The sequence below is a fragment of the Mesobacillus sp. AQ2 genome (genome assembly GCF_030122805.1).
GTDB lineage: Bacteria > Bacillota > Bacilli > Bacillales > Cytobacillaceae > Mesobacillus > Mesobacillus oceanisediminis_A.
Genome location: NZ_CP126080.1, coordinates 1107869 through 1128143, shown reverse-complemented (window position 1 = coordinate 1128143; position 20275 = coordinate 1107869). Strand labels below are relative to the sequence as shown.

At 44.5% G+C, this 20275-nt stretch carries 17 protein-coding genes; 7 read left to right on the top strand and 10 right to left on the bottom strand.

From position 1 onward, the window contains the following. Nucleotides 1–126: 126 nt before the first annotated feature. From QNH36_RS05580 to QNH36_RS05570, 3 genes are read right to left on the bottom strand one after another with little or no spacing between them, the layout of a single operon-like run. Nucleotides 127–678: a 4Fe-4S dicluster domain-containing protein gene (locus QNH36_RS05580; protein ID WP_144475087.1), complete on the bottom strand. Its 552-nt coding sequence runs from the start codon at nucleotides 676–678 to the stop codon at nucleotides 127–129. Between the two features lie 14 nt (nucleotides 679–692). Next, a complete protein-coding gene (gene fdhF / locus QNH36_RS05575) occupies nucleotides 693–2822 on the bottom strand; it encodes a formate dehydrogenase subunit alpha (protein WP_283904906.1) in 2130 nt (709 codons plus the stop codon). Further along, on the bottom strand, nucleotides 2803–3972 hold the full coding sequence (locus tag QNH36_RS05570) for an MFS transporter (protein WP_251543851.1): 1170 nt from the start codon (nucleotides 3970–3972) through the stop codon (nucleotides 2803–2805). Before QNH36_RS05570 ends, fdhF begins: the two co-directional genes overlap by 20 nt. Nucleotides 3973–4644: 672 nt before the next feature. Between QNH36_RS05570 and QNH36_RS05565 the strand changes: the two genes are divergently transcribed. Further along, a complete protein-coding gene (locus QNH36_RS05565) occupies nucleotides 4645–5634 on the top strand; it encodes an NADPH:quinone oxidoreductase family protein (RefSeq protein ID WP_251543853.1) in 990 nt (329 codons plus the stop codon). A 166-nt stretch (nucleotides 5635–5800) separates the two neighbouring features. Here QNH36_RS05565 and QNH36_RS05560 read toward each other — a convergent pair whose 3' ends face one another. The 6 genes from QNH36_RS05560 to QNH36_RS05535 form a co-directional block, all read right to left on the bottom strand. Beyond that, the gene (locus QNH36_RS05560; RefSeq protein ID WP_251543855.1) at nucleotides 5801–6436 is read right to left on the bottom strand and encodes a histidine phosphatase family protein; all 636 of its coding nucleotides are present in this window, start codon (nucleotides 6434–6436) and stop codon (nucleotides 5801–5803) included. Between the two features lie 109 nt (nucleotides 6437–6545). Beyond that, nucleotides 6546–6989 carry a threonine/serine exporter family protein gene (locus QNH36_RS05555; protein ID WP_251543858.1) on the bottom strand — a complete coding sequence of 148 codons (444 nt, stop codon included), beginning with the start codon at nucleotides 6987–6989 and terminating at the stop codon, nucleotides 6546–6548. A 15-nt stretch (nucleotides 6990–7004) separates the two neighbouring features. Further along, complete coding sequence (locus QNH36_RS05550) at nucleotides 7005–7763, bottom strand: threonine/serine exporter family protein (RefSeq protein ID WP_214707407.1); 759 nt, start codon at nucleotides 7761–7763, stop codon at nucleotides 7005–7007. A gap of 113 nt (nucleotides 7764–7876) precedes the next feature. Continuing rightward, on the bottom strand, nucleotides 7877–9028 hold the full coding sequence (locus QNH36_RS05545) for an MFS transporter (protein ID WP_283905378.1): 1152 nt from the start codon (nucleotides 9026–9028) through the stop codon (nucleotides 7877–7879). A gap of 315 nt (nucleotides 9029–9343) precedes the next feature. Then, nucleotides 9344–9943, bottom strand: a complete 600-nt coding sequence (locus QNH36_RS05540; RefSeq protein WP_251543860.1) for a DUF421 domain-containing protein — start codon at nucleotides 9941–9943, stop codon at nucleotides 9344–9346. A 98-nt stretch (nucleotides 9944–10041) separates the two neighbouring features. Continuing rightward, nucleotides 10042–10503: an OsmC family protein gene (locus QNH36_RS05535; protein ID WP_251543862.1), complete on the bottom strand. Its 462-nt coding sequence runs from the start codon at nucleotides 10501–10503 to the stop codon at nucleotides 10042–10044. Nucleotides 10504–10724: 221 nt separating this feature from the next. Between QNH36_RS05535 and QNH36_RS05530 the strand changes: the two genes are divergently transcribed. The 6 genes from QNH36_RS05530 to QNH36_RS05505 all read left to right on the top strand — a co-directional run bounded on the left by QNH36_RS05530 (nucleotide 10725) and on the right by QNH36_RS05505 (nucleotide 17666). Then, on the top strand, nucleotides 10725–12056 hold the full coding sequence (locus tag QNH36_RS05530) for a S8 family serine peptidase (RefSeq protein WP_251543863.1): 1332 nt from the start codon (nucleotides 10725–10727) through the stop codon (nucleotides 12054–12056). A 168-nt stretch (nucleotides 12057–12224) separates the two neighbouring features. Continuing rightward, nucleotides 12225–13877: a M20/M25/M40 family metallo-hydrolase gene (locus tag QNH36_RS05525; protein ID WP_144475097.1), complete on the top strand. Its 1653-nt coding sequence runs from the start codon at nucleotides 12225–12227 to the stop codon at nucleotides 13875–13877. 158 nt (nucleotides 13878–14035) lie between these two features. After that, nucleotides 14036–15694 (top strand): glutamine--tRNA ligase/YqeY domain fusion protein, encoded by a 1659-nt coding sequence (locus QNH36_RS05520; protein WP_144475098.1) that lies wholly within the window; start codon nucleotides 14036–14038, stop codon nucleotides 15692–15694. Nucleotides 15695–15748: 54 nt separating this feature from the next. Continuing rightward, complete coding sequence (locus QNH36_RS05515; protein WP_186326649.1) at nucleotides 15749–15886, top strand: hypothetical protein; 138 nt, start codon at nucleotides 15749–15751, stop codon at nucleotides 15884–15886. Nucleotides 15887–16727: 841 nt separating this feature from the next. Then, on the top strand, nucleotides 16728–17225 hold the full coding sequence (locus tag QNH36_RS05510) for a GNAT family N-acetyltransferase (protein WP_144475099.1): 498 nt from the start codon (nucleotides 16728–16730) through the stop codon (nucleotides 17223–17225). 90 nt (nucleotides 17226–17315) lie between these two features. Then, nucleotides 17316–17666 (top strand): hypothetical protein, encoded by a 351-nt coding sequence (locus QNH36_RS05505; protein WP_144475100.1) that lies wholly within the window; start codon nucleotides 17316–17318, stop codon nucleotides 17664–17666. 45 nt (nucleotides 17667–17711) lie between these two features. Here the strand turns inward: QNH36_RS05505 and QNH36_RS05500 are convergent, their stop codons facing one another. Beyond that, complete coding sequence (locus QNH36_RS05500) at nucleotides 17712–20057, bottom strand: immune inhibitor A domain-containing protein (protein ID WP_144475527.1); 2346 nt, start codon at nucleotides 20055–20057, stop codon at nucleotides 17712–17714. Between the last annotated feature and the right edge of the window lie 218 nt (nucleotides 20058–20275).

Genomic DNA, 20275 nt, shown 5'->3' with positions numbered 1-20275 from the left:
ATTATCGCCAATAAACTTGTGAAAAACGCCAATAAAATCAGATCATCGCCAATATCGCGAAAATCCGTTCAAAAACAGAGCCGGCCCTAATGAACTTAGCGCTCTTTTCCGGCCGGCTCCATTAAATTAAGATTGTGAATCAGTATAAACACCGAAGAATTCAGGCACGTAATCCCATTTATTGCCCTCTTGAGGCTTTTTGCCTTCTACAAGATTCATCTGGGTGCGTTTTCTGCGCAGCTGCTGCATTTCATCGAAGTCGATGAAGCGGATCGCTTCACTTGGGCAAACAGACGCACACATTGGCGCGATATCGTATCGGGTTCTGTCATAGCACATATCGCATTTGTACATTTTGTTCTTCTCGAAGTCGAATTTCGGGATACCGAATGGGCAGCCAAATGTACAGTTACGGCAGCCGATACACTTCTCTTCCATCGCGGAAAGCACGACGCCTTCATCCGTGATTTGGATCGCATTTGCCGGGCAGACGCGGGCACATGCAGGGTCTTTACATTGCATGCACAGCATCGGGAAGGTCTGGCGTGATTCGGTAAAATCAACATATTCTACATAGTTCCGTTCTTTTGCATCATGGTCTCCGCACTCACGGCAGGCTGCCTGGCAGGCACGGCATCCGATACAGCGTTCAAATTCAAGGTACATTATTTTATTCATAATGGCCGTTCCTCCTATTTAGTCAGTTTTTCAAGTTTTACAGCACAGACTTTAAATTCAGGCATCCGTGAGATTGGGTCCAATGCCGGGCTGGTCAATTGGTTGACCGCCAGCTTTTTGCCCCAGTGATAAGGGACGAACATCGTATCTTTGCGGATTGCTTTCGTTATTTTTACCGGAGCGATCATATCGCCACGCGGAGTTGTAAGCTTCACTCTTTCGCCGTTCTCAATCTGGTACTGGCTGGCCAGTTCAGGATGCATTTCAACAAATGGCTCAGGGCATTGCTCCTTCAGGAAGTCAACGCGTCTTGTCTGGTTCCCTGAAAGATAATGGAATACGACACGGCCTGTAGTCAGCCAAAGTGGATATTCTTTTGACTGGACTTCTGCAGGTCCTCTGTAATCACAAACCGCCAGATTCGCTTTGCCGTCTGGTGTTTCGAATTTCTCTTTGAACATCGAAGGAGTTCCCTGATGGTCAAGTGCAGGAGCCGGCCAGAAAACACCGTCCTGTTCATCGATCTTTTCGTATGTGACACCATAGTAATCCGCTTTGCCTCCTTTTGATGCAAGGCGAAGTTCATCGAAGATTTCCCTTGGCTCGTTATATTGGAAGTGCTGGCCTTTACCGAGACGTTCAGCAATCAGGCTCATAATCTCCCAGTCTGGTTTGGATTCACCGATCGGATCCACAACTTTACGGATGTGGATGATCCGGCCTTCCGTATTTGTAGTCGTTCCTTCATCTTCTGCCCATGTTGTTGCAGGAAGGACTACATCTGCCAGCTCCGCAGTCTCAGAAAGGAAGAAGTCATTGACGACTAAGAAATCAAGGTTTTCAAGTTGTTCTTGCACATAGTTGATATTTGGTGATGATACAACCGGGTTTGAGCAAATGACATGAAGTCCGCGAATCGTCTTCGCTTCCATCAGGTGGAACATTTCATAAGCTGATACACCTGGCTGCGGCATTTCTTCCGGCTTGATGCCCCAAACTCCTGAAATGTACTCAACTGCCTTAGGATCTGTAAGCTTGCGGTAACCAGGAAGCAAATCAGCTTTCTGGCCGTGTTCACGTCCGCCCTGGCCATTTCCCTGTCCTGTAAAAGTGGCAACTCCAGAAGCAAATTTGCCGATCTGGCCGCGCAATAATGCCATGGAAGTGTAAAGACTTACGTTATCAACACCTGCTGTCTGCTGTTCCGCTCCACGAGCGAACATGACGACTGAACGAGGAGACTTTCCAAAGATGTGTGCAGCTTTGATGATTTTTTCTGCTGCGACACCAGTAATTTTCGATGTATATTCTGGCGTGAATTTAGCCGTCATTTCTTTCAATTCTTCGAAATTATTGCAGCGCTCCTGGACATAATCGTGATCCACATAATCGTGTTTGATCAAGAGGTGCATGATGCCGTTAGCCAATGCTGAATCTGTTCCAGGAAGCAGGTCAAGGTGTACATCGGCAACTCTTGCAGTTGCTGTTTCACGCGGGTCGGCAACAATAAGCTTCGCGCCTTTATCCTTAGCTTTCCAGAACCACTGGATACTAGTAGGGTGACATTCTGCCGTGTTAGAGCCAGCCATGAAGAAGCAGTCGCTGTGTTCAAGCTCCGTCCATGGAAGCGATGATCCACGATCAATTCCAAGGGTTTTATTGAATCCGCCTGCTGCAGAACTCATGCAATAGCGGCCATTATAATCGATATAACGAGTTCCCAGTCCGACACGTGCGTACTTTCCTACCAGGTAGCATTTTTCATTTGTCATCGATACGCCGCCATATACCGCCAACGCATCTTTTCCGTATGTTCCCTGAATTTCTTTATACTTTCTTTCGATTAAATCAAGTGCTTCTTCCCAGGAGGATTCTACAAATTTGCCATTTTTCTTGATTAAAGGACGCTTGATGCGATCCGGGTGATCAATAGTCTGATAAGCAGTAACCCCTTTAGGGCACATTTTCCCTCTGGTCAACACCCAGTCATAACGCGGTTCAACACCCTTGACCTTATTCGTTTTTTCATCAACACGGATATGCATCCCGCACTGCATTCCGCAGTAGCAGCAATGTGTAGTGACTAATTTTTCGCCTTTCCGAATCTGGTTTTTGACGCCTTCTTTAACGAGAAACTGGCTCATCGATTTTTTCCTCCTTCAAATCCTGGTCGATTCCGTAAAACTCTTCAGAACGCTTCTTGCTGAAGCCTGATATATGAATTCCGTTATTGGTGTTAACTGGTCCGTATGGATTGCCTTTTGGAGCTTCAAGATTCATTTGCTTCATTGCCCTCATCCTGCGGCGGCAGCCTGTGCAATAATCTGATAGATATGATCCGTCCGCTAACTGGAGGTCGAAATTCTGGCTTTTTAAAATGGCCTGGACATCCGCGATCTGGTCGTCATTGCTGTATGGCTGTCCGCAGCTCTTACATGATTTCGTATCCACTTTGATCACCTCTTGATAACTCATTGGTACTGCTGTAGCCAGCGGCCTGATCGGCACGTGGAACAGTTTTCCGAATGGGAAGTACATCAGCATGATGATGACTGTAACCTGGTGGACCAGCGACATGTAATGGTGCATCCAGCCATCAAGGAATGTGTAAAGCACTGTCAGGATTAATCCCGTTACTGTTACTGACAGCAGAATGATCAGTGGTAAAATGTCGAACTCGAAACGTTGTGTAACTTTTACATCGTAGTTGGTGACTCTTCGATAAAGCGCCATCGCTGCACCAATCAAGACCATGATTGCGCCAATATTCAATCCGTTATAGACGATTTCTGCGAAAAGTCCGTGGGCTGCCATTGTAATGGTTGGCATATCGAAGACGATAATCTGGTATGTTTCCGAATCAATCAAGTCGAAGCGCATCCATCCAAACGTCAACCCGAAAGTGATACCGAATGAAATGATGCAGCCCCATGAAATCATCAAGTGCTGTATGCCGCGGTATAATCCGCGCTGAAAAATGAATTTCTGCAAGATGATGTTATCGATTAATGTTTTGACTAGTGCTTTTGAATTACGTTTCATTCTTTCTTTATTAAAAAGGTTCTCAACACTTCGCTTAGCTACTCTGTTCGTCGCTTTCCGCCACATCCAGAAGCTCATCCTGATTGAAAGCCCGATGGCAAATACTGCTGACGAAATTGCATATCCTAGAAGCGCCATGTCAATATGGACAAACTTCGAGGTCGAATACCACATTGAGAAGAATAATATCATCACAGCGACAAAGGAATACATGCTTGTTTTGGAGTAAAAGGATTTTTCGAATTTGTACAACTTTGCTACCTCCCTGTAAATCGTTTCCGATTTCAAAAATCATCTTATCATGGAAAAACAGTCAAAAAAGGCTTAAATTGTAAACACTTTGTGAATAGTGAAAAATTGATTTAATAATGTTTTTTACAACCCCAATCATCACTGTGAACCGTTTATACCTAAATCTTAAGGGAGCAAGATTAAAAGATATGTGAAGTCCGTCACACCATCATGAGTGGACACAAAATCGTAATAAATTTGTGCGGTAGTTAACAATCTGGCAGTCCCCCCTCTCTTTCAGAAGACTTTGTAGCCTGTATTTGACGATAATTAATGGTTCCATTGATTTATCCGCACATTATCTCCTTTTATGTGACGATAATTAATGGACACCCTGATTTATCCGCACATTATCTCCTTTTATGTGACGATAATTGATGGACACCCTGATTTATCCGCACATTATTTCCTTTTATGTGACGATAATGGGTGGTTTCCTTGATTTATCCGCACATTATTGTTTTATGTCTTACCGAAAATCGAAGTTAAGTTCCGGCCTTGCAACTCCCATCAAAAGAAATTCGCTTCTTTTTAATAGTTGATAAAATGGATTGTCCCATTAAGTTGAGTTATTAGTAGCCAGGCAAAGTTTTCCTTATACTAGAACTATCAAGCCAAGAAAGGTTGGGAGTTATGGACAATTTCAAAGCTTTTATGGTGAACAAAAATGAACAAGATTTTTCTGCTGAAGTGAAGACGATCCAATTGGAGGATCTGCCTGAAGGAGATGTGCTGATCAAGGTGGCCTACTCCAGTGTCAACTTTAAGGACGGGCTTGCGAGCATCCCGAACGGCAAGATAGTCAGGTCCTATCCTTTCATCCCTGGAATCGACCTTGCCGGGACAGTTGTTCGTTCTGACGACAGCCGCTTCAATGAAGGAGATGAAGTGATTGCGACCAGCTATGAGATAGGGGTTTCCCACTATGGCGGATACAGCGAGTATGCGAGGATTCCGGGGGACTGGATTGTCCCATTGCCTGAAGGTCTTACTTTAAAAGAAGCAATGGTTTTCGGAACAGCCGGATTTACGGCAGCCTTGTCTGTCCACCGACTGGAAGAAAACGGCCTGACTCCGGAAAAAGGCAAGGTGCTTGTGACAGGAGCAAGTGGAGGTGTCGGAAGCGTCGCTGTGGCGATGCTTGCCAAGCGAGGCTATCATGTTGTAGCGAGCACAGGAAAAGAATCAGAACATGAATACCTTCGAAAAATTGGTGCCACAGACATCATCAGCCGTGAAGAGTTAGTCGGGGAAAAGATAAAGCCTCTTGATAAGCAGCTATGGGCAGCTGCCGTCGATCCGGTTGGAGGCAAGACATTATCAGCCATCCTCAGCAAGCTTGAATACAACGGTTCAGTTGCAGTCAGCGGGCTGACTGGCGGAACAGATGTCCCAGCAACGGTGTTCCCGTTCATCCTAAGGGGAATCAATCTCCTTGGCATCGATTCCGTTTACTGCCCAATGGAAACGAGAAAGCTTCTATGGCAGCGGATGGCAACAGATTTGAAGCCCGAGGGACTGCTGGAAACCATTAAGAATGAAGTGTCATTAGAAGAATTGCCTGGCGTCCTTACCAGCATCTTAAAAGGCGAAAACCGCGGCCGAACGATTGTGAAGATGTAAAAAAACAGCCCGAATCCGGTCAATAACCGGGTTCGGGCTGTCTTTAATCCATTTAATTTTTCTACTGTGCTGCAAGCTCCTTGAATCTACTTTCCAACTTTGTGCTGCAAGCTCTTTTGAATCTACTTTTAATTTTAAGCTGCTGCATGCTTTTCTGAATCTATTTTTAATTTTGTGCAGCAAGCTCCTGTGAATCTACTTTTGCCAGATGACCACAATCATTCAGGAACAGCACTGCTTTTTTCCCGTTTTCATTCACCTTCAGCAAATGGATTCCTGTGTCTCCTGTCGGGAAATAGATATCACTGGATACAGGCAAGTTTAAAAATGCTCTCAGGAGATTGGAGATCATACCGCCATGCGAGACAATTGCGATTCGCTTCTTGCCTTCGCTCTCAGCAAGAATCTTTGAAAATACCGTCTGGGCCCGAAAGCGGAATTGAAGCTCAGATTCCCCTTCCTCGATCGGAACATGCGGCTTTCTTCCGCCCTCTGGTTCTGGATAGCGAAGCTTGGCCTCAGCAAATGGCAGACCGGCCAGAACTCCATTATTGAATTCTCTTAATCCATCATCCTCAATCACAGCAATACCGGTTTCCCCGCTTAGGATTTCTGCTGTTTCCCTTGCACGTTTCAATGTGCTCGACCAGATTACTTCCGGCATATATTTTTCCTTTACAACAACAGCCATTTCCTTAGCCTGTCTGCGGCCATGGTCCGTCAGCAACAGATCTGCCCGCCCTTCATGGACCTGCAGAATATCTCCTTCCGATTCGCCATGCCTGATCAATAGAATTTCCATTTCCTCACCCTTTTTCCAATCATTTCAACTATCAATTCTTCATAAGCGGCTGAATTCCTTTTTAGGCGAAATAAAAAAGACTCACATCAGATGCGAGTCTCATCAATCACTATTTTACCGGCCCCAGGTTTGACCTTCTGATCACCTGGTTAATCACTTCAGAAAAAACAAGGCCAACCGCAATCGCTCCGGATATCATCGACGCCTTCGCAGCCAAAGAAAGGGCAATGCCATAATCATTCTCCACAAAATGCCTCATCGCATCATACGCCAGCCCGCCCGGAACAAGCGGAATAATCCCGGCGACGCTAAATATGATAATTGGCATCCGATATGCCTTCGCGAACATCTGGCTGACAACTGCAATTAAAAATGAGGCCATCAATGTCGCAAAAATGGTGCCGAATCCATTTGTATCCAATGCAAAATAAACAATCCAACCGACCATCCCGGAAATTCCGCACTTGACCAGGGATTCCCTTGGTGCGTTAAAAATGATTCCAAACGCTGCCGAGGCAATAAAACTCGTAATTAGCTGCTCTATATAAACCATCGCTTTTTCTCCAGTCTACAAGAAAGATAAAATTGCTGCTATGCCTGAGCCGATCGCAAATGCCGTCAACAGCGCTTCTGCTCCTTTTGACAATCCAGAAACCAAATGGCCAGCCATCAGGTCCCTGACTGCGTTCGTAATTAGCAGGCCAGGCACAAGAGGCATCACTGAACCAATGATGATCTTATCCAGCTCCTGGCCGAGTCCGAATTTCACAAAGAAAAAGGCGATCATCCCGATAAAGAAAGACGACAGGAATTCAGCAAAGAATTTTACCGGAACAATCCTGTGAAAATAAACGACCAGGAAAAAGCCGATTCCTCCTGCGGCCATAGATGGCAGGAAGTCGAGCCAGCTGCCGAGGAACATGATAGTGAAACAGCCGCTTGCAATGGCAGCTGCGATGATTTGAATCGTAAACGAGTAGGCTAGATTCGCCTCCTCAATCTCCTCAAGAAGCCTGCACGCTTCAGCAAGCCCTACCTCGCCGCTGCTGATTTTTCGTGAAACAGCGTTGACCATGGCCACTTTCCTTAAATCCGTGGTCCTGTCTGAAATCCTGACAAGCTTCGTCCTCTCCGGGCCGACACCTTCCACAGAAAAAATGATCCCGGTCGGCGTCACATAACTATGGGTCTTGTCGATGCCGAGCGCTGAAGCCATCCTCGACATCGTGTCCTCGACGCGATACGTTTCCGCGCCGCTTCGGAGCATGATTTTCCCGGCCAGCAAACAGGCCCGCATCACTTCAAATGTTTGATCCTGATTATCCATAATGATCCTCACATACCAATCCGTACGATGTAAATTTCTTTATCAGTTTAAATCAAAAGAGTGCATATTAGCAACCATGGAAAAAGCCAGCCATGATACGGCTGGCTAACGCCTCAGGAAACAGCTTCCTTCGGCTGGCAAACTTCCTTTTTAGGTTTGCCTTTGATAATCGTCAGAATCAGGGCGAATACCACAAAACCACTTGAAATCTGGAACAAGGTTCCCAGATCAACATATTGCGCCAGAACCCCGAAAAACAGTCCGCTTAAACCAATCCCAAGGTCAATGGATGAAAAGAACATCCCATTGGCCACTCCACGACGGTTTGGCGGTGTCATCGATAACGTCCATGATTGCAGGGTTGGGATCAATGAACCGAATCCAATCCCAAACAATACGCCGGCAAAAGCAATCATCATATTGGAGTGAGCAAATGAAAGTACCCACATGCCAGCAAACGTAATACTGATCGTTAAAATAACAAGCCCGACAGGTCCTTTTTGGTCAAACCATTTTCCGGCTACCGGACGTGATAATGAAGCAAGAATCGCATTGCACAGATAGAATAAGAAGATTTGATCAATCCCGCGTTCCTCGCCAAATATAACGATGAAGGTAACAATCGTTCCATATCCGAGGTTGATCAGCAATGTCAGCATCGCTGGGAACCAGCCTGACTTTTCAACAAGCGAACCAAGATAAGAGAATTTTAAATCTTCCTTGTTCGTGTTCAGAACCTGTTCAGGTGTTTGATAATGAACGGTTCCGAGCAGCACAAGGGCAATGACACCAAGTGCACCAGAAATGTAAATCAGATTTTCAAATGACGTTACTTGAAATAAGAATATCCCAAGGCTCGGCGCAATGATCATCCCGATCGTGATGGATAGGCCGTAATATCCCATCCCTTCTCCAAGCCTGGAGTTCGGAATCACATCTACCGCTGCCGTGCCGTTGACAGTCGTAGACCATCCCCAGGCTAATCCATGCAGCAGCCGGACAGCCAGGAAAATGATCACCACCTGTGACAGTGGATATAGGAATGTAATGAGCAACAGCATGACAGCTCCGATCAAAACGAGCGGCCTTCTGTGTTTATATTCAAGCATGAATCCAATGAACGGCCTGCTCAGCACGGCCCCAATTGAAAATAAGGCGGTAACCAGACCGATTTCCGTTCCATTCGCACCAATCGATTTTATATAAGGCGGCAATGTCGGTATGAGCATCTGGAAGGACATGAATACAAACAGGTTTCCGACCATCAGCTTTATGAATGAAGAGGTCCATAATGGCTCTTTTGTTTGTGACAAATTGTTTCTCCCCTTTACCTATTTCTGTGAACGGAGGCAGGCTAATTATTGAAATGCTTCTCCATTAAAAAAACAAAAAATCTTCCGCACGAGAAGATTTTTCATGTATTTCGCATTTCTAAATAGTAGCACATTCCACTACAATAATGAAGGGGGAAATTTGTTTTACAAAAGCTAAATTTTATTGTTCCTGTACTAACACAAAGTTTATCCGTAATCCTGTTGCCCTAAATGGTCTATTCGTCCAAACCTGATCAGAAAGAGCTTTTACTGAAGATATTTTGGATTGTCCTTGCTATGCGATTCATTCAATTCTTGAAAAATATCCGCCTTTGCAGGTTCCTGGTTGGCTTCCATCTTCATAACCATTGCTGGAAGGTAATCATTCAGGATTTTCCTGAACTCACCAACTGTCAATGGCTTCGCATCATCCGTGAGTTCATATCCAAGTTGGCCGTTCGGTTCAATCGTTGCGAATTTCACATCTTTCATTTTGGCAATCCCTTTATTCCTCAATCTCATCTCCAGCTGGTCGACCGTGAGTCGCATTTTTTTCATCATTTTCGTATTTAACTGGCCATTCTGGATAATGATCTTCGATTTTCCGGTGATGAATTTTTCAAAAGAATTAAACTTAAGCTCCAAATATTCAATAATGATAATAGCCGCAACAAAAATAGCTGCCCCCGCGATTGCCTTCCACATGCTTTTCTCTACTATAGGCTGGACGATGATGGTCCCAAGCGAGATCATCACTACTGTTTGTGCCAGTGTCATTTGCGAGATCGACTTCCTGCCCGCAACTCTTAACAATAAAATGCCTGAAAGGATCAAAAAAGTCGTTTTCCAAATAAAAGTGAAATCCATAAGCGCCTCCTAAATAATGTCTCCCCTTAATTTTCTCCATAGAAGGTTATATTATGAGGCGAAAAAGGCACTCCAAGGGAATGCCGTCAGGATCATTATTAAAATGCTTGTTTCACCGGTTTTTCAATGACAATATTTGTTCTTGATACATTCACTGGATTGGCAATCGTATCATCTACAGGGCAGGTTTTAGCAATGAAATCTGCAAGCGCGCTGATGTTTTCTTCTGGGGATGGTGATTTTATAAAGTAGGTATAGCGAATATCCGAATAACCGCGGCGTACATCGGATTTATTCATGAAACCATCAGTATCAAGATCACCTTCCAATTCAACGCGGAAGTCCTCGAGTTCCACCCCGAACTTGTGGCTGTATACACGCGCTACGATTGATTGACATGCCCCCAATGCACCAAGTAGCATTTCAACCGGATTCATCCCCTGGTTGGTACCGCCTAAATTTTCAGGCTCATCGATCGTGATGTGAAAGCCCCTGGCCTGGACATCAACCTTTACCCCTTCCTGCAGTGACGCTGTGGCTTTAAAAATTTCTTTTGGCATGACATTCCCTCCTTTATATTTACATCTCCATTTTCCTCTTTCTTTAGCCGGTTTCCTTCTCAAAACAGCTAAAGACACAAAAGAGTCGAGAAGCTTTGAACAAATTGTGAAAAGGTGAACATTATCAGAATCAAAAAGTTTTCCCAACCTGTTTAAGGTTTCTTGCTAACTTGGGCTGGTTAAATTTAAATGTACGAATTTTCAAAATCAAAGGAGGACCTATGAAGAAGTTTAGTGTCATTGCACTCGCACTCATGTTATTCAGTTTGGTTTTATCCCCCTCATTCTCCAGCCCAAAGGCATCCTTGCTTACAGCAGAACTGGACCCAAAGGTCGAACGCCTGCTGGCCAATCCTTTGAGCAATGAAGAAGTTGAACTCATCATTACTTATAAAGACATGCCAGTACTCTCGGATATCAAGCTTTTGAAATTATTAGGTTTCCAAGTGAATCCCTTCAGCGAACTTCCGATTGTAGCGGTTAAAGGGAAGATTGGTCTTGTCAATGAATTGCTCCTTACAGCAACCAATATTCTCTCAATTTATGCGAATGATGATCTGCAATATTTCCTTCGAGACAGCAGGGCACTCATCGGCACAGAAGCTGTTTGGAATGACCTTGGTTTTACTGGAAAAGGAGTTACTGTAGCGGTAATCGACAGTGGCATTGATGCTACCCATCCAGATTTGCAGTATGGTGAAAAGGTCGTCCAGAATGTAAAATTCGTTGTCGGAGACCTTTTTGGCAATCAGCCTCTTTACCTTGAGAACCAGCTGAACACAGACACCACCTCTGGCCATGGCACCCATGTTGCTGGAACGATTGCGGGAAGCGGGACCTCTAGCGACGGCCTGTATAAAGGAATTGCACCCGATGCAAAATTAGTCGGTCTTGGTGTTGGCGAAGCCATCAACATCCTTTGGTCACTGGAGGCTTTTGATTATGCCATCAAGAATCAAGAAAAGTACGGAATCGACATCATCAGCAACAGCTGGGGCTCAACCGGGGAATACTCTCCTGACCATCCGATCAATGTCGCTTCCAAAAAAGCGCATGACGCAGGTATGACCGTTGTGTTTGCCGCTGGGAATGAAGGTCCAGAAGATAATACGCTAAACCCATACTCTGCGGCTCCCTGGGTCATCAGTGTGGCGGCTGGAACAAAGGATAAACAACTAGCCGACTTCTCATCACGCGGTGTTGCAGGAGATGAATTCCTGCATCCTGATATCACGGCTCCAGGTGTAGATATCGTGGCAACCCGTTCTTCCACTGGACTTGTCATGAATCTATTAGGTACCGTAACCGATGTTTCATATATTGAAGCGACTCACCTGCCTTTCTATACAACTTCAAGCGGCACAAGCATGGCCGCACCCCACATATCGGGTGTCGTTGCCTTGATGAAGGAAGCAAACCCTGCTCTCGGCCCGGATCAGGCACTTGAACTGATGGTCCAAACAGCTGACCCGATGCCTGATTACCAGCCGCATGAAGCTGGCGCAGGCTATGTGAACGCTTATGAAGCAGTCCAGGCAGCTCTCATCAAGTAAAAGTTACTGCTCTAACAAGTAATGAAAAAAATAAATCCGACTCCTCCTCGATACCGGGGAGGAGTTTTTCATCTGGCGAATTCCAGTTATGCAGGCACCTCTTGTATTTCTGGCCAAGATAGGTTAGGTTTAAGGAAAACCTGAATATTCAGAAAGGGGATGCTTTGGATGCTTGATTGCCAGGATGAGGTTTTATTTTATACAAAACAGCTTGTGAACATCGGGAGCATTGTCAATACAAATGGAGAGAACGAAATTGCCCAGGCACTTTATACGATGATTTCATCGTTTCCTTATTTTATAGTGAATCCAACCCACGTCATCAAACCGCAAACTCAGAATGATGTGCTTGAACGGTATAATGTACTGGCTTTTGTAAAAGGAACAAAGGGCAGCAGCAATCGGACCGTCATTCTGATGGGACATCTGGATACGGTCGGGATTGATGATTTCACACAGCTTGCCGGCCTTGCGTTCAATCCTGATGAACTTCTTGTAGAGCTTAAAAAAGAAAAATTGCCTACTCATGTCAAGGAGCAAGCAGAATCAGGCGATTGGATGTTTGGCCGCGGGGTGCTGGATATGAAAAGCGGGGTTGCCTCCAATCTTTATCTGTTGAAGTATTATTCAGAGCATCCGGATGAACTCGAGGGAAATCTTGTCTTCTTGGCAGAATGTGATGAGGAAGACAGTTCATACGGCATCCTTTCAGCAGTAAAAGACTTGAACGCCTGGAAGGAAGAGCATGACTTTGAGTATATTGCCCTGATTAACAGTGATTTCGTTTCACCAAGGTTTCCCGGTGACAGGAATCGCTATATTTATAAGGGAACGGTCGGGAAGCTTTTGCCTTCATTTTTTATAACGGGGGCCGAAACCCATGTTGGGTCAGCGTTCGAAGGCCTGGATCCAAATCTGATCGCTGCTGAATTGACCAGGCAAATCGACTATAATCCTGAACTCTGCAATGAGGCTTTCGGGGAAACAACCATGCCGCCAGTCTCATTGAAGCAGACGGACCTTAAGCCCAACTACACCGTGCAAACGGCGCTGGCCGCTTATGTATATTACAATTTTTTCATTCATTCCTGGACACCAAAGGATGTTCTTGAAAAATTGAAGGAACAGGCCAGCATTGCTTTTGCAAATGGCTTAGAGCTGTACGAGGAACGCTACAAGCATTTCTGTAAAATGAGCGGCGAGCCTTGCAGGGAACTACAATGGCAGCCGCGGGTGATGACATTTGAAGAGATGGAAAATGAACTGATCAAGATGCATGGTTCTGAATACACAGCCCATATGGTGGAGTTCAAGGAAAACCTGCTACTGGATGCGACACTTGACCTGAGGATGTACGCTGCAAGAGTTGTTGAGGAAGCATGGAAGTGGATGCCAGATCAGAGTCCGGCAATCATCGTCTTCTACTCCTCGCTTTATTCGCCAAGAATTGAAGTCAATGGTAAGACCGAGGATGAACGAAATTTGATTGAAGCCCTGGATGCGGCTGTTAAGATTGTTCAGCCTGAATATGACGAATCCATCGTTGTCCGCAATTTCTTTCCTTATATATCCGATATGAGCTTTGTCGCCTTGAGTGATGATGACGAAGCATTGGATGCTGCATCCCGCAATAACCCAAGCTGGGGAACGAAATTTTTTGTGGACTACCAGGAAATTCGTGAACTGAATGTCCCAGTCGTTAACATCGGGCCATACGGGCTGGATGCCCATAAACGCTATGAACGGATGGAAATAGACTATTCTGTCAGAATCGTCCCTAATCTCACCAATGAGGTCATCAAGAATCTATTGGCAAAATAATTTGCAGGTGCCTTGTTCCGGCACCTTTTTTGTATAAACATAGCCGAACACCTCTTGTTTTTCAGCTTTTTTCTTATTACTATATAGTTCAGTGGAAATATATTATAGTAATCATTAAAATAAACATAAGAGACTGAACAAAGGAAAGGCTGATTTAATTGGAAGAAAACTCGAATTTTATAAAAACGATCATTAAGGAAGATTTGGAGAGCGGCAAGCGTGATACAGTCGTGACCCGATTCCCTCCAGAACCAAACGGATACCTACATATCGGTCATGCAAAATCGATCGTCATCAACTTCGGGCTCGCAGATGAGTTCGGCGGCAAGACAAACCTCCGTTTTGATGACACGAATCCGCTGAAAGAAGATCAGGAGTACGTGGATGCCATCAAGGAAGACGTCGAATGGCTTGGTTATGAATGGGAAGGCTTGTTCTTTGCATCTAACTATTTCGATGAAATGTACGACCGTGCTGTCCTTTTGATCAAAAAAGGATTGGCATATGTCGATGATTTATCGGCAGATGAAATCAGAGAATATCGCGGCACCCTGTCTGAGCCTGGCAAGGAAAGCCCCTACCGCAATCGTTCGGTTGAAGAGAACCTTGAACTGTTCGAACGCATGAAGAATGGCGAATTTGCCAATGGGGAGAAAGTATTGCGCGCAAAGATTGATATGTCTTCACCAAATATCAATCTTCGTGACCCGGTCATCTACCGAATTTCGCATGCTACACACCATAACACTGGTGATAAGTGGTGCATCTATCCGATGTACGCGTTTGCCCATCCGATTGAGGATGCAATCGAAGGCGTTACCCACAGCTTGTGCACAACCGAGTTCGAAGACCAGCGTCCTCTATACGATTGGGTTGTACGTGAAACCGAAATGGAAGCAACTCCGCAGCAAATCGAGTTTGGCCGCCTGAACCTGACAAACACAGTCATGAGCAAGCGCAAACTGAAGCAGCTTGTTGAAGAAAAGTATGTCGATGGCTGGGACGACCCACGCCTGCCAACAATCTCCGGTTTGAGAAGACGCGGCTTCACGCCAGAAGCAATCCGTGAATTCGTAAAAGCAGCTGGCGTTTCAAAAGGATATTCAACCGTTGATGCACAGATGCTTGAGCATTTTGTCCGTGAAGACCTTAAGCTGAAGGCCCCGCGTACGATGGGTGTGCTTCGTCCATTGAAAATTGTCATCACGAACTATCCTGAAGGCGAAGTCGAATGGCTTGATGCAGAAATCAATCCTGAAAACCCGGAAATGGGCACACGCAAAATTCCATTCTCCCGCGAGATTTATGTTGAGCAGGACGACTTCATGGAAAATCCTCCAGCGAAGTACTTCCGTCTCTTCCCTGGCAATGAAGTCCGTTTGAAGCACGCTTACTTCATTAAGTGCAATGACGTAGTTAAAGATGAAAATGGTGAAGTGGTTGAGCTTCACTGCACATATGATGTAGAAACAAAGAGCGGATCTGGCTTTACTGGCCGCAAAGTAAAAGGAACTCTTCACTGGGTTGACGCAACACATGCGCTTCCTGCAGAATTCCGCCTGTATGAGCCGCTGATTCTTGACGATGAAGAAGAAAGCGCAGACGAAGCCGAGAACAAATCCTTCCTGGATCAGGTAAATGAAAAATCCCTGGAAATCCTGAACGGATTTATCGAGCCAAACATGAAGGACGCCCAGCCGCAGGACAAATTCCAGTTCTTCCGCCACGGCTACTTCAACGTCGATCCGAAACACACGACAGAAGACAAGAAAGTCTTCAACCGGATTGTATCGCTTAAGAGCTCGTTTAAGCTTTAAAAATATGTAGATAATGGCCTCCCCGGGTGCGTGTTTGATTCGGGGAGGTTTTTTATGGTTAAAATTGATGGAGGATGGCGACAAGCCGGCCTAGTGGTGGATTTTCTACCGAAGATCTTAGGAAAACGGTTGGATTTTGACAACTTTAACCTGTTTGCCTTCGTACCTGTCAAAATAACGACGGGTTCTTGACAGCTTTTCTCTACTTCACCTCAGACCTGTCAAAATAACGACCGATTCTTGACAGCTTTCTCCTGCTTCTCTTCTAACCTGTCAAAATAACGGCGGGTTCTTGACAGCTTTTCTCTACTTCACCTCAAACCTGTCAAAATTACGGCTGTTTCTTGACAGCTTTACCGTACTTCCCCTCGAACCTGTCAAAATAACGACGGGTTCTTGACAGCTTTTCTCTACTTCACCTCGAACCTGTCAAAATAACGACCGATTCTTGACAGCTTTTCTCTACTTCACCTCAAACCTGTCAAAATTACGGCTGTTTCTTGACAGCTTTACCGTACTTCCCCTCAAACCTGTCAAAATTACGGCTGTTTCTTGACAGCTTTACCGTACTTCCCCTCAAACCTGTCAAAATAACGGCGGGTTCTTGACAGCTTTTCTCTACTTCACCTCAGACCTGTCAAAATAACGACCGATTCTTGACAGCTTTTCTCTACTTCACCTCAGACCTGTCAAAATAACGACTGATTCTTGACAGCTTTCTCCTGCTTCTCTTCTAACCTGTCAAAATAACGACTGATTCTTGACAGCTTTCTCCTGCTTCTCTTCTAACCTGTCAAAATAACGACTGATTCTTGACAGCTTTCATATGTTACACTTCAAACCTGTCAAGATAACAACGGATTCTTGACAGCTTTCTCCTATTACACTTTAAACCTGTCAAAATAACGGAAAATTAATACCAGGTTCTTGCTTCACCCTTCAGAGTTGATCGAGACAGCCTTTCTCTTTTTAAAGGAAATCTGCTTTTAATCTAGAATATAATTAAGCAACCAATTTTTCAGAGGTGGGTATTATGGAAATTCGACGATTAAATGGCGGGGATGCAGAGAGTTATCGAGCCCTTCGTCATGAGGCCTTGCTAAAGAATCCCGAGGCGTTCGGTTCTAGTTATGAAGATGAAAAAGGTAACGAAGCTTCACATTACAGGCAAAGGCTTGATAATAAATTAACTTATACATTTGGCGCTTTTGAGGAAGGTCAGCTGGTTGGGGTCGTTACCCTCGTTCCAGAGGGAAAAGTTAAGCTGAAGCACCGGGCCAATATTTTTGCCATGTATGTGACCTCCTCACAGAGAGGCAGAGGTATTGGCAAGGCACTTGTAAAAACAGCCATTCAACAGGCGCAAGAGTTAAACAGTGTTGAACAGATCCATTTGACAGTTACCTCAAGCAATGAACCGGCAAAAAAACTTTATGCTTTCCTTGGTTTCAAAGCATATGGAGTCGAAAAGAACGCCCTGCGGATTGATGGGACATATTATGATGAAGATTTAATGGTGTTATTTTTATAGAAGGCCAATCTTGGCCTTTTTTTCATGTTTATTTTTCGCTAAAAAAGGAAGTAGGTAAAGGATGAGGTTTTTACTGAAAGGAGAATGCTCATGTTTTTAGATGCTTATGTTAACCAGAAGGTTCAGGTTAAACTGAAAAATTTCCCCGAAAATATGATTGGCGAAATTACCGGAATCTTTCAGCCAGATGAATGGTACCTGGTAAAACTGGTCCATGCCGAGAGTATGGGGATTTGGGTTGAAAACCCTTGCTATAAACGAACGCCAGTCCAGAAGGAAGATGGCACGGTGATTCCTACCGAAGATCAGGTCGAAGAAACCTGCACCACGCATATGTTCCTTCGCTGGGAGTACATTGCATCCATAATTACCTTTCCTGATTCCGATCCCAAGGCTGACAAAAAAGCCAAGCTTATTGGGTTCCAGCCAGATATTGATTAGAAAAAACAAAAACGCTGCCGAAAATCCGGCAGCGTTTCTTCATTTTTACTTAAAGATTAACACTTTACCCACTGTGCCGTCAGCGCTTTGACCTACTACACGGAATTTCAAGCCGTAAGTAGACACGTTGCGGCCAGCGTCAACCATTCCAGGATTGCTGTAATCTGCGCTATCATCAAATAGTGGATTACGCTTCGTATAGTTGTCCTTCATTGTAAACTGACCTGGATAGTTCAAGAACATCTTTTCGGACTTTTCAAGTCCAAATGCAGCATCGTGTACTTGATATCGAGTAGAAGCTACAGCTCCATCACTCCAATAATTAGTATGCTGGTCTGCATCCACAACTCCCAGATAACCGTCTCCAGGGTGTACACCTGTCCAGTTGTTGTCATAAGATTCATCAACATACCATACGACTAAACCTGGATCGTAAGACATAATTGAAGCTCCACGACGAATATTTTTCAAGCCTTCATCGACGCCATTATGTGATCTCCACTCAAGAAGATAATAATGATCAGTGGTATACTTTCCATCATGCTTTTCAAACCCATTTAATGAAAATTCAGCTTCTCCTTCAGCACCATCAGAGAAAACTTCATTTCCATCTGCCGTTACCTTGATGTTATCAGCAAAGAATCCATCTAAATTAGATCCCCAGTCTGTCATGTAACGTAGTTGAAGCTGGATTTCCTGGCCCGCAAACTTACTTAAATCAATTGTTTCGTGTACCCAGCCATCACTTGATCCAGTATAGCCAGGAAGATTTTCTTTAATTGCTGGATATCCATTTGGATCCAATGTAGATGTAGTTCGACCGCTCGATAAAGACTCCCATGTTTCCCCACCATCAGTCGATACTTGAACCATGGCATAATCCCAATCTTTCTCTATATTGTACCAAGCATCAAAATCAAGAGTTGCAGCATTGGCACCAGTTAAATCGATCGTAGCGAACATCTTGTGATCAACTTCATCACCTTTGCCACCATAGTATTCAAATGATCCTTCTGCAGGTTTGTTCAATACGTTCACTTTATCAGGAAGGTTTACTCTTACTGCATCGTTATTAGTTCCCTTAGTAACACCTTCGTCAAGTAAAATATTTGTGCCTGCACTTGTAATATCTTCAGAGTTCAATGTTGTCCCACTTAACCAATTACCACCATGCCATTCCTGAAGTTTTTCCTTTGCATATGGGCTGAATCCTGGAGGCTCTGTCCCACCAATCTTGCCTGCCCAGCTGCCGCTTGCCATAACTGACCAGTAAGCAACAGCCTCACCGGCACCAGTGTACTGAGTATCATATTCATCCGGCAGTCCTAAATCATGGCCGAATTCGTGAATGAAGACGCCAGCTGCTCCATCTTCCGGTTCGATGGTGTAATCATACGCGCCTAATGCACCCCCAAAACGATCACTATTGGAAGATCCGCCTGGAACACCAACTAATCCACCAAGATTCCAACGATGTGACCAGATTGCATCCCCACCAAGTGAGCCGCCACCTGCTTCTTCACCGACACCTGAATGAATGACCATTAAGTGGTCAATGATACCATCTGGTTCGTTGTAAACACCGTCTCCATCATAGTCGTCGCGATCCCATACGTCATATTCACTCAAGTCAACATTAGGATCTTGGCCAGCTTTTTTAAGTGCTTCATAAACTAACGTACGTGGACGGGCATCACTGCCATCTGGAGCCGGGTAATTACCGCCATAATATGCTGCCGGATGATCAGCTGTGTACCACCCAGCCACTTCACCATCAACTGTATAGCTGCCACCTGATTGTTGTTCATAATACTGTTTCATAGAGACGAATTTCTCACCATTTGGACCTTCGTATCCATCTTTACCAAACACCATACTTTGGAAATGATCATCAGAATAATCTTTGTAGTAAAAACCTGTTTCTTCTGGTGTTATAGAATTATGTTTATAGTCTGGAAAGTCGATTTTAAGGATAAGAACCTTATCTGATCGAACTTCACCGTTGTAACCCTCTTTTTCAACACTATCCACAGTATTCTTCTTAGCCTGTCCGAGTTTATTTCCTTTGCCTTTAGTCAGGCTATCGCTATTTGGTTTTTCCGTACCTTTTTTAAGCTGTCCAAGAGATTCAGGCAATTTATCCTTGGTTTTACCAGCGTTAGCTGCCTTTTCTTTCAAATACTTCTGCAATCCCTTTTCCGCCTCAGCAGGAGTTGCATCCTTCGCAATCTTTCCTTCTTTCTTCAACATTTCTATCAATCTCTCATCGTTTGCGATGCCTAAATCGATTGGTGCTCCTCCGTTGGCCTGGTAGCCTGGTTTTTCAACCGCTTTGACTGTAGCTGGTCCAGCAGACGCGAATGACAGAGTGCTTGCAAGCATTGCAGTCATCGTAATGCTTGATAGGACCTTTAGACCTAAATTTTTCTTCAAATTCCTACCCCTCTCCTTAAATGGATTTCAGAATATTTAGTGCAATACTATTTTAGCAAGTAAACTTTCAATTTACAATATTTTAAATTATCAAATCATTCAACTTTTTTCGCGCAAACTTTCCATATAACTACTAAAATCCTCATATAATAGTCCTATAATTCGACATTATAAAT